Below are 12,882 nucleotides of genomic sequence, written 5' to 3' on the forward strand. Positions count from 1 at the left end.
GAGCCGTGATGCGTAACCCCTTTCCCTTCCTGCTGCCGCTCGCTGCTGCCGCCTGCGCCGCACAGTCTGCCGGGCCGGCAGCGCAAACGGCCGAAATGGCGCCGTTGCACACGCGCCTGATGACGATGGACACGCATCTCGACACGCCGGTGTGGTTCAGTAATCCGCACTGGAAGTTCGGCGATCGCCACGACTGGCGAACCGATCTGGCGCAAGTCGATCTGGGGCGGATGGAGACCGGCGCGCTGGATGGCGGCATGTTCGTGATCTACACGCGGCAGGGGCCAGTGACGCCGCAGGGATTTGCCGAGGCCAAGGGGTTCGCGTTCAAGCGCTTGGGGGAAATCGAACGCACGATCGGCGCCTATCCCGCTCGGATCAAGCTGGTGACCACCGCTGAGCAGGCGATCGGCGCCGAACGCGCGGGGCAGCGCTTTGCCTTTATCAGCATCGAGAACAGCTATCCGCTGGGCGAGGACCTGTCGCTGCTGCGCGCATTTTACGATCGCGGCGTGCGGATGGCGGGGCCGGTGCACTCCAAGGACAACCAGTTCGCCGACAGCGCGACCGGAGCGGGGACGTGGAAAGGGCTCTCACCGCTGGGCAAGCGCTGGGTCGCCGAGATGAACCGCCTGGGCATGGTGATCGATGGCAGCCATTCGTCCGATGCGGCGTTCGACCAGATGCTGGAACTGAGCACCGCGCCGATCATCCTGTCGCATTCGGGTCCGAAGGCCAAATGGGCGCACAATCGCAACATCGACGACGGCCGCATCCGCCGCCTGGCAGCGAAGGGTGGGGCCGTGTGCATGAACAGCGTGTTCCTGACCAAGATGACCTATACCGACGAGCGCAACCGGTTGGAGGCACTGGTCGAGAAGTTCCCCTCCATGAGCGCGGCGGAACAGGCTGCCGTTACTGCACAGGTTCGCGCGCTCGACCGGCAGGCGCCGGTGCAGGACACGGACTTCGAGAATTTCATGGAGAACCTGCTGTACCTGCTCAAGGTCGCGGGTCCGGATCATGTCTGCATGGGCGCCGACTGGGACGGGGGCGGCGGCGTTCGAGGCTTTGAGGATATCACCGCGCTGCCGCGGGTGACCGAACGGCTGGAGGCTGCGGGCTATTCCGAAGCAGACATCGCGAAGATCTGGTCGGGCAATGTGTTGCGTATTCTGCAATCGGCGCAGGCAGCGCGCAAACTGCGGTGACAGGTTTGCTAACTATGGTTAATGGAACCTGACGAACGGAACGGCGTTCGTCTGGCAGGAGAGAGTATGCCAAAAACAACGACATGGCGGCAGCCGGCGCGAGCCAATGATAAGTTGCCACCCTTTGCAACGTTGCTGATCATCGCCGGCTTTTCCATGATGGCATGGGGCCTCATCATCATGATGCTGTTCAGTTGATCATGGAATTCGTCTTACACTGAGGATTTTCACCTTGGGCTCGAGCATCGAGCCCCTCATTACGCCCTGTCCTTTGGTGGGCGAGGTCGGTTGATCGAGGATTTTCCACACGACCTCCATGCCCTCGATGACTCGGCCGAACGCCGCATAGCCGAGATTGTCGCCCGGCTTTGACGGGTCGGCGTCGAGCGAGGGCTGATCGCCGACGCTGATGGTGAACTCGCCGCGGCCGGTGCCGGGTGCCAGCCGCGCGGTCGAGATCGCGCCGTCGACGTGCTTCACCCCGGTCTTCGTGGTGGGTTCATGCGCGATCGGCGGCAGGATGCGTTTGGGGTCGTTGTCGACGCCGAACTGCACGAAGCCGAATTTGTCCTGCACCTTCACCGAGCGATAGAAGAACGCGCCGTCCAGCCGCTTCTGATCGGCATAGCGCAGGAAGTTGCGCGTGGTGATCGGCGCGCGCTCCGTTTCCAGTTCCAGCACAATGCGGCCGAGCGAGGTCTCGATCGCGACCTTTGCCGTCGCTGTCTTGACGGCCGGTGTCGGCGTGGGGGCCGGTGCGGTCTGCGCGAGCGCGGCGGCGGGGAGGAGCAAGGCGGCGGCGAGCCCGGAATAGCTAAGCAGGGTACGGCGGATCATCATGCCGCCAGTCTGCCCGGCCCGCGCCGCTTTCGTCCACAACAGAATCGCTTGTCTGGCAGTCGCGCGACCCACAACCCATGTTGCCAGCGGCGGCTCCGTCCCCTTAGATGCGGGGCCGCCAACAAGGATTAGAGATGACTGCCACGCACTCCACCCGCATGCTGATCCTCGGTTCCGGTCCGGCTGGCCTCTCCGCCGCCATCTATGGCGCGCGTGCCGGCCTCGCGCCGATCGTGGTGCAGGGCATCCAGCCCGGCGGGCAGCTGATGACGACGACGGACGTCGAGAATTATCCCGGCTTTCGCGAGGTGATCCAGGGGCCGTGGCTGATGGGCGAGATGCAGGCGCAGGCCGAGCATGTCGGGGCGCAGATGCTGTACGACACGATCGTCGAGGTCGATCTGACCAGCCGTCCGTTCCGCATGGTCGGCGATGGCGGCACCGTTTACCTCGGCGACACGCTGGTCATCGCAACCGGGGCGCAGGCCAAGTGGTTGGGCCTCGACAGCGAAGAGGCGATGAAGGGCAAGGGCGCATCGGCCTGTGCCACGTGCGACGGCTTCTTCTATCGCGGCAAGAAGGTGGCGGTGATCGGCGGCGGCAACACCGCGGTCGAGGAAGCGCTGTACCTCACCAACCACAGCCACGACGTGACCCTGATCCACCGCCGCGACACGCTTCGCGCCGAGAAGATCTTGCAGGAGCGGCTGTTCGCCAATCCCAAGATCAAGACGCTGTGGAACAAGGAAGTGGTCGAATTCGTCGGCGGCGGCGATCCCGAGGGGCTGGTCGCGCTGAAGCTGAAGGACACGGTCACGGGCGAGCTTTCGCAGATCGATGTCGAGGGCGGGTTCGTGGCGATCGGGCATCATCCGGCGACCGAACTGTTCCGCGGGCACCTGAAGCTGGACGCCGATGGCTATATCGAGGTCGAGCCGGGCACCCCCAAGACCAACATCCCCGGCGTGTTCGCGTGCGGCGACGTGATGGACAAGACGTACCGCCAGGCGATCACCGCGGCGGGCACGGGCTGCATGGCCGCGCTCGACGCCGAACGCTTCCTGGCCGAGATGGATTTCGAAGCGGTCGCCGAAGCGGCGGAATAGCTACAGCTTCTCCCCCGGCAGTTTCGCCGCCTGTTCGAACCAGGCGGTGAGCTGTGCCGTGGGAAATTCGTCGCCCTCGTGGATATGGAAGTAGCGCGTGTCGCCGCTTTTCGAGGCGACGGGCGGGACGGGGGCGAGCGACTGGCCGCGAAAGAAGGTCAGCTTCACATAGCGGTCGAAGCAGTGGAAGGCGGTGAACCAGCGGCCCGGTTCGACGCCGTAGAAGGGCGTGTTCCACTTCACCGCTTTCTGCACCCCCGGCACGGTCGCGACGATCAGCGCGTCGAGCTGCTGCCCCACGGCCAGCTTCCAGCCCGGCATCGCGGCAACATAGGCCTGAACCGGCGCGTCGCCATCGCCCTTGGCGATTTGCGGGTTGCCGCCCGAAAGCAGGGTTGGCTTGTCGGTCATGGCTGCGGAACGTTGCAAAGGTTGCCCAGCGCGGGCGCGGCGTGAAACGTCGCGAAGGTTGCGACGGGTGTCACCTTTGCGGCGTACTGTGGGACGGTCGTGGGCATGGCGCGCGGTTCCGGCATGAGGCGCGGCAGGCTAGGCCGGATCGGCGGCTGTAGGAAAGTTGTTTTGGTTCGCGCGGAGGCGCAGAGCACGCAGAGCGCGGGTCGTGCCGAGCGGATCGGCTTTCGGCGGCCCGGCGGGCGGCATTGGAGCAGGCGATGACGGTGAAGCGAAAGGTGCTGCGCGGGGTGATCGCGCTCTATGCGCTGGCGGCGGTTGTCGCCTGGGCGATGGCGCTGTGCGGCGCGATGGGCTGGTTCGGCGCGGACGGGCTGGCGGGCATTTGGGCGATCCTGCTGGCGATGCCGTGGAGCTGGGCGATGAGCTGGGTCAGCGGGCCACCGGTCGTGGGGCTGACGATCGTGGCGGCGGGGATGGCGGTGAATGTTGCGGTGCTGGTGCGGGTGGCGCGGTAGTCAGGGCGGTGGTGGTGACGAGAGATAATGGGTTTGCCGTAGCAGCGCGCCACTTCTAGAACCCACGCTTCACGCTAAGGCCGACACCCCGCAGATTTTGGAGTGCCTTCGCTCCAGTAAATACGCCGAACTCGTACGTGCTAATCACTCTGTCAGTGGGTCGGATAGCCCTATGCCGATCCAGCGATATTGCACCGGCGATCGTCGATTGCGATCCTAACATAGCAATTAAATTACGCTTTGCTCCGAGTTGGTCACCCAAAACGAACAGTTCGTCGTCCGGTATGAGTTCACCGCGTCCAATTGCTTCCAAGCCCTCAACCAGCGATACCAGCTCTGCATAGGAAGGGAGGCGGTAGCCCTTTGGCTGAGAATGTATCTTGAGAACCTGAGATACGTTTCTCCTATACTGGTCAGTGATACCTTCAGCAGCGAAAACTGCTCGGTTTTGAACTCTCCATTCTAGAAAAGCGTCACTGTCCTTTATGGTGACGATTCCAGATTCTTCGATAATTTCTAAGCTGTCCGTCCGCCAGTTGGCTGGCGCCGTGCGCTTAGCGCCAGCCCCACTGCCACGACGCTGGGCGGCATTGGCAAAATCAGGGCGAGAGATTGTAGACGGTTCGGCGGGCGCATCTGAAAGCGGTAGCAGCCCCATAGTACGAAGATCGCCCCGTAAGATTGGTTCTGCCTGCGCAGTGCTCGCTGAACCCGACTCAGTATAACCCCAGCTGATGAAGACTTCCTTCATGAAGTCAGTCCATTTTACGGCTAGGCAGCGGGGGTCACCTGCAAGTGCAGCCTTTACAAAGAGAAATTCCATAATTGAGCGATGAGCAAATTTGAAAAGCCCAGTTCCATCTCTGTTCAACAAAGATCTAGTCGTTAGATGATCCCACATAGACTGATCTTCAGAAATTGAAGAAGCAATCGACTGCAGCGTGCGCAAATCTACCCTGTCACGGCCTCCTGCCATTTGTTGAAGGTGGATTAGAACGGCCAATTCAACCGAAACTGCATAAAGAAGTTCCCGGTTGATCCAGTCACTTTCGCGGTCAAGCCACTTGTTGACCATATATTCATACAGGTCGTAGACCTCAGTGTAAGGATGGTTCTCCTTCACTAAGAGGGGCAGCAACTCAAGCAACATTGGCCTTGATGATAGCTCTGAGATGTCCTTTGCTAGTTGATCGGCTCTCGCACGCTGGAAATATGCGAGAGGATTCCACCATGGGAAATGCGATCGAATGAACTTCCGTATCTGGTTTTGGTTGAATGGAGCAATATATAACCGAAATAACTTGTATGATGTGTTTTGACCTGCCATCCGGGGCGTTAGTATTGAAACGCCAGTCTCGTTCGGAATGGCAGCATCGTTAGCGAAAAACTGTGATCTGCAAGTAACAATCACTGATTTGAAACCAGCACATTTTTGCATGATCTCATATAATCTGGCGTTGCCATCCGCCATTGCGGAGGGATCTTCATCAAGGGCATCTATAATTGCGACGGTGGACCCCTTGTTTTTCACCAATTCTAAACGTTTTAGTGCGTCCGGTTGCCCTAAGCTGACAAGAGCAACGTTCACGTCGGGGCGTTTAATTTGCATGTGATGAAAGAAGTTAAGACAAAAACTCGTCTTCCCCATACCGGAGTCTGCTAGGATCAGCTGGTGACGTCTTTTTTCAGAATGGGTGATAAATCTATCGGCAGTGTCAAAGATGCTTTCTCTAACATCGACAACGATCGACGGGTCAATTTCACCTGCTGGATCTACTTGAGAGCAATCCGGGATGACGTATGCTTCAATCGCGGCAGCGATTTCGCTACGGGTAAATTGCGGTGCGCATTCCGCCTGATGCAATTGCTTCTCAAGCTGTTTTGCTGCGCGACTATTCCGCCATTTGTGAAGCGTAAAGCCGATACCAATTATCCCGGCTGGCACTGCTATCAATGCTGCAACAGCGCGTAAAATCCAGGTCGTTTGCACCCAGTCCATCAGTCCCCCCAATTGGTCCGGTGCTAGCCAATACTCACAAAACTATCCATCACCCGCTTTCGACCCGCCGTCTCGAACTTGATCTCCAGCTTATTGCCTTCGATCTCGACAATTTCGCCATAGCCGAACTTCTGGTGGAAGACGCGCATCCCCAAGCTTAGGTCGTCCCGGCCCTTGTTGCCGAGGCTGACGGCGCTGCCTCGGCTTTCGACGACGCGTTTGGGGGCGGTGGTGAAGGACGAGGATGGCGCGGCGGCGCGTTGCCAGCCGGGGCCGCGGCCGGTGCCTCGGCCGACATTGGCGAAGGGGTCGGCATTCTCGCTCCAGTTGGCGCGCCACAGCGATGCGCCGCCGGTCATGGTCGTCTCGGCCTCGATATGCGCGTCGGGCAGCTCGCCGACGAAGCGGCTGGGGATGCTGCTGGTCCACTGGCCATAGATGCGTCGGTTGGCGGCGTGCAGGATGGTGGCGAGGCGGCGGGCGCGGGTAATCGCGACATAGGCGAGGCGGCGTTCCTCCTCGAGCGACGCGAGGCCGCCTTCGTCGAGCGCGCGCTGGCTGGGGAACAGCCCTTCCTCCCAACCGGCGAGGAAGACGGTGTCGAACTCCAGCCCCTTGGCCGCGTGGATGGTCATGATGGTGACCTTGGGCTCGTCGGCGCTGGCGTCATTGTCCATGACGAGGCTGACATGTTCGAGGAACGCGCCGAGGCTGTCATATTCCTCCATCGCGCGGACGAGTTCGCCCAGGTTCTCGAGCCGCCCGGCGGCTTCGGCGGTGCGGTCGGCCTGCCACATCGCGGTATAGCCGCTTTCGTCTAGCAGCTGGCGGGCGAGTTCGGCATGGGGCAGCTGGCTCGCCATGTCGCGCCAGCGGGCGATGTCGCCGACGAAATTGCCGAGCGCGCGGCGGGCCTGGGGCGTCAGCTCGTCGGTGTCGAGGATGCGCGCGCCGGCGGTGAGCAGGGGGATGCCTTCGGCGCGGGCAAGCTGATGGATCTTGGCAATCGCCTTGTCGCCCAGGCCCCGCTTGGGCACGTTGACGATGCGTTCGAAGGCGAGGTCGTCATTGGGCTGGTGGACGAGGCGCAGATAGGCGAGCGCATCGCGGATTTCGGCGCGCTCGTAGAAGCGGAAGCCGCCGACGATGCGATAGGGCAGGCCGATCGCGATGAAGCGATCTTCGAACTCGCGCGTCTGATGCTGCGCGCGGACGAGGATGGCGAAGGCTTCGAGCGATTTACCTTCGCGGATTTGGGCGCTCTCGATCTCTTCGCCGACGCGGCGCGCTTCCTCCGGGCCGTCCCACACGCCGATGACGCGGACCTTTTCGCCCGTGTCGATCTCGGTCCACAATTCCTTGCCGAGGCGGCCGCTATTGTTGGCGATCACCGCGCTGGCGGCGGCGAGGATGTGGGGGGTGGAGCGGTAATTCTGTTCGAGGCGGATGACCTTTGCGCCCGGGAAATCCTTTTCGAACTTCAGGATGTTTTCGACCTGCGCGCCGCGCCAGGAATAGATCGACTGATCGTCGTCGCCGACGCAGCAGATGTTCTTGCGCTCCTGAGCGAGCAGGCGGAGCCAGAGATACTGGACGCTGTTGGTGTCCTGATATTCGTCCACCATGATGTAGCGGAAGCGTTGCTGATACTGTTCCAGCACGTCGCGATGGGTGCGCAGGATGGTGAGCATGTGGAGCAAGAGGTCGCCGAAGTCGCAGGCGTTGAGCGCGCGCAGGCGATCCTGATATTGCTGATAGAGCGACTGGCCCTTGCCATTGGCGAAATGCTCGGCCTCGCCCGCGTCGAGCTGATCGGGGGTGAGCCCCTTGTTCTTCCAACCGTCGATCAGGCCGCCGAGCTGGCGGGCGGGCCAGCGCTTCTCGTCAAGGTCGTTGGCCTGGATGAGCTGCTTCAGGAGGCGCAGCTGATCGTCGGTGTCGAGGATGGTGAAGTTCGACTGGAGGCCGACCAGCTCGGCATGGCGGCGCAGCATCTTGGCGCCGATCGCGTGGAAGGTGCCGAGCCACGGCATCCCCTCGACCGCGTCGCCCACGAGGCCCCGCACACGCTCGCGCATCTCGCGCGCCGCCTTGTTGGTGAAGGTGACGCTCAGGATCTCGGACGGATAGGCGCGGCGGGTCCAGAGGAGGTGAGCGAGGCGCGCGGTGAGCGCGGCGGTCTTGCCCGTGCCCGCGCCGGCGAGAACCAGGACCGGGCCGTCGGTGGTCAGCACAGCCTCGCGCTGCGGCTCGTTCAGGCCGCGGATATAGGGGGGATCGTCGGGCGAGGGGGCAGGCAGGGACATGGCGAACAACTAGGGAACGCGCGTCGCCGGGGCAAGGTTGCGTTGCGCGCGGGATGCGAGTGGGGCAGGAGGGTGGCATGTGGGACAGACTGAAGGGCCGCTTCGACGCGCGGCGGATCGCGCTGCTGATCGCGCTGGCGGGCGTGGCGCTCTATGTCGGGTGGCGCAGCGGCGGGTTCGAGCAGGAACCGCAAGCCAAGCCGTGCGAGCCGGGGCGGCAGGAGATCAAGGACAATGCGGGGAAGGTCATCCAGGTGATCCGCACGACCTGCGGCCCCGACAAGGATTGACGCCGCAAGCCTCTCAACGGAAAAGCGGCCATGTTCCCCTGCGAAAGCAGGGGGCCAGAGCCAAAAGCGTTGCCGCTCGCGACCCTAGGCCCCTGCTTTCGCAGGGGAACATTGCCGCACCACTCGCGTGACGGTGAGATCGAGAGGGGCTTGGATGAGCGAAGACCGGGCACGGCAGCGGCGCGCGCTGTGGGCGAGCTTTGTGGGGACGGGAATCGAGTTCTACGATTTCTATATCTACGCGACCGCCGCAAGCCTGGTGTTCGGGCAGATTTTCTTTCCCAAGACGGATCCGGGTGTCGCGCAGATGGCGGCATTCGCGACGCTGGCGGTGGCGTTCTTTGCCCGGCCGGTGGGTGCGGCGGTGTTCGGCCATTATGGCGACCGTATCGGGCGCAAGGCGACACTGGTCGCATCGCTGCTGACGATGGGCTTGTCGACGACGCTGGTCGCGTTCCTGCCAACCTATGAGACCGCAGGGTGGATCGCGCCGTTCGCGCTGTGCGTATTGCGCTTCGGCCAGGGCTTTGGGCTGGGTGGCGAATGGGGTGGGGCGGCGCTGCTGGCGGTCGAGAATGCGCCGCCGGGGTGGCGCGCGCGGTTCGGCAGCGCGCCGCAGATGGGCGCGCCTGCAGGGTTCATCGCGGCGAACGGCCTGTTCCTGCTGCTGGGCGTGCTGATGACGCCGGAACAGTTCGCGGACTGGGGCTGGCGCGTGCCGTTCATCCTGTCCGCAGCGCTCGTCGCCGTCGGCTTGTGGGTGCGGCTGAAACTGGGCGAGACGCCCGAGTTCAAGGCCAGCCTGGCCGAAGCGCCGCCGCCCAAGGTGCCGCTGGGCGACGTGCTGCGCCATCACAGCGGCGCGCTGCTGGGCGGGACGATCGGGGCGGTGTGCTGCTTTGCGGTCTATTATATCGCCACCGCGTTCCTGCTGGGGTGGGGGACCAAGTCGCTCGGCTATTCGATGCGCGACTTCCTTGGCGTGCAGTTGATCGCGATCCTGTTCATGGCGGCGGGCATCTATCTGGCGGCCTGGCTGGCGGATGCGAAGTTCGATCCGCGCCGAGTGCTGGCGGGCGGCTGCGTGCTGGTCGCGGCGAGCGGCTTTGCGATCGCGCCGCTGATGGGTGCGGGACTGGCGGGCGTGTTCGCGTTCCTGGCGCTGCTCCTGTTCGCGATGGGGTTCGTCTACGGCCCGCTGGGCGCATGGCTGCCGGGCCTGTTCCCACCGCGCGTGCGCTATACCGGCGCGTCGATGACCTTCAACATTGCGGGCGTGATCGGCGGCGGGCTGACACCGCTGATAGCACAGGCACTGGCGCTGCAAGGTGGTCTTGCGCCGGTCGGCTGGTATTTGAGCGCGGCCGGGCTGCTGAGCTTGGTCGCATTGCTGGCGCTGCGCGAAAAGGATTGAGTTGCGTGCGGCAACAACTGTCGCAATACAGGCCGCATAATTCGTTTGACTTGAGTTTACGCCTTCTTCAGTTCGTTTGCTAAGGGGCTGAATCAGGGGCGTAAATGGGTGCGCGAGTATCCATCGACTGGGACGACGTGTTCATGGCGGCGGCGCTTGAGCCGGCGTTGTGGATGGAGTCGTTGGACCGGATGGCGCGCGAAACCGGGGCCTCGCACGGTCAGCTGATCGGCATCGGCGGCGCGCGCGACTTGCCGTTCAACCTCATCACCAACTCCGACGGATGGCGCTTTCAGGAGTTGATCGACGCCGGCGGCTATCTGGCCGACGTCAATTATCGTGTCGCCGCGAATGAGGATCAGCTCGCGCGCGGCTATTATGATCCGATCATCTGCGAGGCTCACTATGACCGCGCGATCGAAAGACTGAAGTCGCCCGTCTACATGGAGTTTTGCGCGGAGATCGACATCCCGCATGGCTGCCAGACGAACCTGGTGCTGGACGGGATGGGACTGATCGGGCTCGCCACGCTGCGCAAGGCGGGCGAAGGGCGCACAACGCCCGAGCAGTTGCGGGTATTCGCCGCAGCGGCCGCCGCCGCCCGGCGTGCGGTGCGGCTGCAGGAGCGGCTGGAGGGACAGCAGGGCAAGCTGCTCGCCGGCGCGTTCGACGCACTCGCCATGACCGCTTTCGTGATCGATTCGCGCGGCCGCCTGCTGGCGCATAGCCAGGGCGCCGAAGCATTGTTGACGGCGGGCGACGTGCATCTGCGCGATGGCATGATCGAGGCGCGCGGCACGCCCTATCCGCTCAGCCGGGCAGTGGCCGCGCTGGTGGCCGATGGCGGCACGTCGCACGTTCAGCTGCGGCTGGATTTGTGCGGCGGGCGTCCATCGGTATTCCTGGAGGGTTTCAGATTGCCGGTGCGGTCGTGGTCGTTCGGCCGCGTGCCACATGCGATCCTGGTCGCCAAGCAGACGCACCGCGACCGGGCCGGCGTGATGGCGTTCCTGAGCGCAATCTATGGCCTGACCAGCGCCGAAGCGGACATCGCGATCCGGCTGTACGAGGGAAGGCCGCGGGGCGACATCGCCGCCGAACGCGCCGTTACCGCCGAAACGCTGCGTGGCCAGATCAAGTCGCTCTATTCGAAGATCGGCGCAGACGGCGAAGCAGCGCTGATCCGCACGCTGGCCGCGATCATGGCATAGCGGTTCCGGCCGCGAGGACGGCGGATCGCGCTTTCGACATATCTGGATGTGGTCGGGGAGAGAGGATTCGAACCTCCGGCCCCTGCCTCCCGAAGGCAGTGCTCTACCAGGCTGAGCTACTCCCCGACGGAGTGCCGATCCCTGTGACGCCCCGGGTTGGGCGGATCGGCTTTCGCTTGGAGGCGCGCCTATAGCCAGCCGTTTCGCGGCGCGCAAGCGGGGCTGTGAAAGCTTTTTTCAGTGCGGCCGCGCGTCGAGCATCGCCTCGACCGACGTGAACTTTTCACGCGGCGCGCCGTCGCGGGCAGCGGCGATCTCGGCCGCTTCGATCTGTTGCCAGTCGCGGAACGTAACCACGTCCACGCTCCGCGATTGGAGCAGCGCGTCCAACCCCGCGCGGCCCGCCTTGCCGCTGCCCGGCGACATGTCCTCCGCGATCTTATCGACGATCGCGAACCCGTCGGGCCGGTTGGTGCCGATCGTTCCGGTCGGGCCGCGTCGCGCCCAGCCGACAGCATACAGCCCGGGTAGCACCCGTCCGTCGGCATTGGCGAAACGGCCCGCACGGTCATCATAGGGGACGCCTTCGATCGGCGGCGTGCGATAGCCGATGCAGGATACGACCAGGCTGGCCGGTATCGCGTACGTTTCGCCCGTGCCGACTGCCGCGCCGTGATCGTCGAGTGCCGTCCGCTCGACGATCACGCGTTCGACCCGGCCATCGCCCTCGATCGCGACCGGCATCGCGAAGAAATCGAAGACGATCTGCACTGGCCGTTCGACGTGCGCGGCGGCGAAGTTGCGCAGATGGGCGATAGCCTTGCGCAGCCCGGGTTCGAGCATCGCGTCATCGGCCGCAGGGGGCAGGTCCGCCGGATCGACCATCGGGGCTGCGCGCTGCAGCTGCCCGAGCTCGCCCAGTTCCTTGGGCGTCATGTGGATCTGATGCGGCCCGCGCCGGCCGAGCAGCGTGATCGTGTTCACGCGGCTTGTTTCCAGCGCTGCGAGCGCATGGGCGACAATGTCGCTGCTTGCGAATTCGGCCTGGCTCTTGGCCAGCACGCGCGCGACATCGAGCGCGACATTGCCATTGCCGATAACGACCGCGCCGGGGCCATCGAGCGGCGGGTTGAGGGCGGCATGATCGGGGTGCCCGTTATACCAGCCGACGAACGCCGCGCTGCCGGTGACACCCGGCAGATCGGCACCAGGAATTTCCAGCGGCTGATCGCGCGGCGCGCCGGTCGCGAGGACCACGGCATCGTAGAGGTCGAGCAATTCGGCGACCGAAATGTGCTGGCCGATCGTCACATTGCCGACGAAGCGGACATTCTCAGTCAGCGCGGTCGCTTCATAGCGGCGCGAAACGTGCTTGATCGCCTGATGATCCGGCGCGACCCCGCTGCGGATCAAGCCGAACGGGACGGGCAGGCGGTCGATGATATCGACCCGCACGTCGTCGCCGAACTGCTTCTGGGCTGCTTCGGCCGTATAATAGCCTGCCGGCCCCGACCCGATCACCGCGATATGCCGCATTGAGGATCCTCTCGCGCTTGGCCGATCATATTCGGCC

Annotated in this window: 12 protein-coding genes and 1 tRNA gene; 7 read left to right on the forward strand and 6 right to left on the reverse strand. The window is 63.7% G+C overall.

All coding sequences use genetic code 11. The annotated features are described in order from the left end of the window. The first annotated feature begins 8 nt into the window (after positions 1-8). Positions 9-1,211 (forward strand): dipeptidase, encoded by a 1,203-nt coding sequence (locus tag BFL28_RS07460; RefSeq protein ID WP_069319958.1) that lies wholly within the window; start codon positions 9-11, stop codon positions 1,209-1,211. Positions 1,212-1,232: 21 nt separating this feature from the next. After that, positions 1,233-1,409 carry a hypothetical protein gene (locus BFL28_RS20885; RefSeq protein WP_158011635.1) on the forward strand — a complete coding sequence of 59 codons (177 nt, stop codon included), beginning with the start codon at positions 1,233-1,235 and terminating at the stop codon, positions 1,407-1,409. Here BFL28_RS20885 and BFL28_RS07465 read toward each other — a convergent pair whose 3' ends face one another. Beyond that, positions 1,410-2,048, reverse strand: coding sequence for a peptidylprolyl isomerase (locus BFL28_RS07465; RefSeq protein WP_069320005.1), 639 nt, complete (start codon positions 2,046-2,048; stop codon positions 1,410-1,412). 137 nt (positions 2,049-2,185) lie between these two features. Between BFL28_RS07465 and trxB the strand changes: the two genes are divergently transcribed. Continuing rightward, a complete protein-coding gene (gene trxB / locus BFL28_RS07470; RefSeq protein WP_079247007.1) occupies positions 2,186-3,157 on the forward strand; it encodes a thioredoxin-disulfide reductase in 972 nt (323 codons plus the stop codon). On the opposite strand, the gene BFL28_RS07475 is transcribed toward trxB, so the two are convergent. Then, complete coding sequence (locus tag BFL28_RS07475) at positions 3,158-3,568, reverse strand: DUF1801 domain-containing protein (protein ID WP_069319960.1); 411 nt, start codon at positions 3,566-3,568, stop codon at positions 3,158-3,160. It lies immediately after the preceding gene. Positions 3,569-3,831: 263 nt separating this feature from the next. On the opposite strand from BFL28_RS07475, the gene BFL28_RS07480 reads away from it, so the two are divergent. Next, positions 3,832-4,089 (forward strand): hypothetical protein, encoded by a 258-nt coding sequence (locus tag BFL28_RS07480; protein WP_131818617.1) that lies wholly within the window; start codon positions 3,832-3,834, stop codon positions 4,087-4,089. 55 nt (positions 4,090-4,144) lie between these two features. Here the strand turns inward: BFL28_RS07480 and BFL28_RS20730 are convergent, their stop codons facing one another. Together BFL28_RS20730 and BFL28_RS07485 are read right to left on the reverse strand one after the other, a co-directional pair. Beyond that, entirely contained in the window at positions 4,145-6,088 is a 1,944-nt protein-coding gene (locus BFL28_RS20730) for an NACHT domain-containing protein (protein ID WP_131818618.1), read from the reverse strand. A 23-nt stretch (positions 6,089-6,111) separates the two neighbouring features. Next, a complete protein-coding gene (locus BFL28_RS07485) occupies positions 6,112-8,394 on the reverse strand; it encodes an ATP-dependent helicase (protein WP_069319962.1) in 2,283 nt (760 codons plus the stop codon). Between the two features lie 77 nt (positions 8,395-8,471). Here BFL28_RS07485 and BFL28_RS07490 point away from each other — a divergent pair, with 77 nt between their 5' ends. The 3 genes from BFL28_RS07490 to BFL28_RS07500 all read left to right on the forward strand — a co-directional run bounded on the left by BFL28_RS07490 (position 8,472) and on the right by BFL28_RS07500 (position 11,309). Further along, positions 8,472-8,684: a hypothetical protein gene (locus BFL28_RS07490; protein ID WP_069319963.1), complete on the forward strand. Its 213-nt coding sequence runs from the start codon at positions 8,472-8,474 to the stop codon at positions 8,682-8,684. A gap of 154 nt (positions 8,685-8,838) precedes the next feature. Further along, positions 8,839-10,098, forward strand: coding sequence for an MFS transporter (locus BFL28_RS07495; RefSeq protein WP_069319964.1), 1,260 nt, complete (start codon positions 8,839-8,841; stop codon positions 10,096-10,098). A 104-nt stretch (positions 10,099-10,202) separates the two neighbouring features. Next, the gene (locus BFL28_RS07500) at positions 10,203-11,309 is read left to right on the forward strand and encodes a helix-turn-helix transcriptional regulator (RefSeq protein WP_069319965.1); all 1,107 of its coding nucleotides are present in this window, start codon (positions 10,203-10,205) and stop codon (positions 11,307-11,309) included. Positions 11,310-11,358: 49 nt separating this feature from the next. On the opposite strand, the gene BFL28_RS07505 is transcribed toward BFL28_RS07500, so the two are convergent. Continuing rightward, positions 11,359-11,435: transfer RNA gene (locus BFL28_RS07505), tRNA-Pro, on the reverse strand. A 111-nt stretch (positions 11,436-11,546) separates the two neighbouring features. Then, positions 11,547-12,845 carry an FAD-dependent oxidoreductase gene (locus BFL28_RS07510; RefSeq protein WP_069319966.1) on the reverse strand — a complete coding sequence of 433 codons (1,299 nt, stop codon included), beginning with the start codon at positions 12,843-12,845 and terminating at the stop codon, positions 11,547-11,549. Positions 12,846-12,882: the final 37 nt, after the last annotated feature.

The organism is Sphingomonas turrisvirgatae (assembly GCF_001721295.1).
GTDB classification, from domain to species: domain Bacteria; phylum Pseudomonadota; class Alphaproteobacteria; order Sphingomonadales; family Sphingomonadaceae; genus Sphingomonas; species Sphingomonas turrisvirgatae.

What these genes read in the sequence shown, in the direction of transcription:
- BFL28_RS07460 (WP_069319958.1), top strand. Translation starts at nt 9, where the DNA reads ATGCGTAACCCCTTTCCCTTCCTGCTGCCGCTCGCTGCTGCCGCCTGC.
- BFL28_RS20885 (WP_158011635.1), top strand. Translation starts at nt 1,233, where the DNA reads ATGGAACCTGACGAACGGAACGGCGTTCGTCTGGCAGGAGAGAGTATG.
- BFL28_RS07465 (WP_069320005.1), bottom strand. Translation starts at nt 2,048, where the DNA reads ATGATCCGCCGTACCCTGCTTAGCTATTCCGGGCTCGCCGCCGCCTTG.
- trxB (WP_079247007.1), top strand. Translation starts at nt 2,186, where the DNA reads ATGACTGCCACGCACTCCACCCGCATGCTGATCCTCGGTTCCGGTCCG.
- BFL28_RS07475 (WP_069319960.1), bottom strand. Translation starts at nt 3,568, where the DNA reads ATGACCGACAAGCCAACCCTGCTTTCGGGCGGCAACCCGCAAATCGCC.
- BFL28_RS07480 (WP_131818617.1), top strand. Translation starts at nt 3,832, where the DNA reads ATGACGGTGAAGCGAAAGGTGCTGCGCGGGGTGATCGCGCTCTATGCG.
- BFL28_RS20730 (WP_131818618.1), bottom strand. Translation starts at nt 6,088, where the DNA reads ATGGACTGGGTGCAAACGACCTGGATTTTACGCGCTGTTGCAGCATTG.
- BFL28_RS07485 (WP_069319962.1), bottom strand. Translation starts at nt 8,394, where the DNA reads ATGTCCCTGCCTGCCCCCTCGCCCGACGATCCCCCCTATATCCGCGGC.
- BFL28_RS07490 (WP_069319963.1), top strand. Translation starts at nt 8,472, where the DNA reads ATGTGGGACAGACTGAAGGGCCGCTTCGACGCGCGGCGGATCGCGCTG.
- BFL28_RS07495 (WP_069319964.1), top strand. Translation starts at nt 8,839, where the DNA reads ATGAGCGAAGACCGGGCACGGCAGCGGCGCGCGCTGTGGGCGAGCTTT.
- BFL28_RS07500 (WP_069319965.1), top strand. Translation starts at nt 10,203, where the DNA reads ATGGGTGCGCGAGTATCCATCGACTGGGACGACGTGTTCATGGCGGCG.
- BFL28_RS07510 (WP_069319966.1), bottom strand. Translation starts at nt 12,845, where the DNA reads ATGCGGCATATCGCGGTGATCGGGTCGGGGCCGGCAGGCTATTATACG.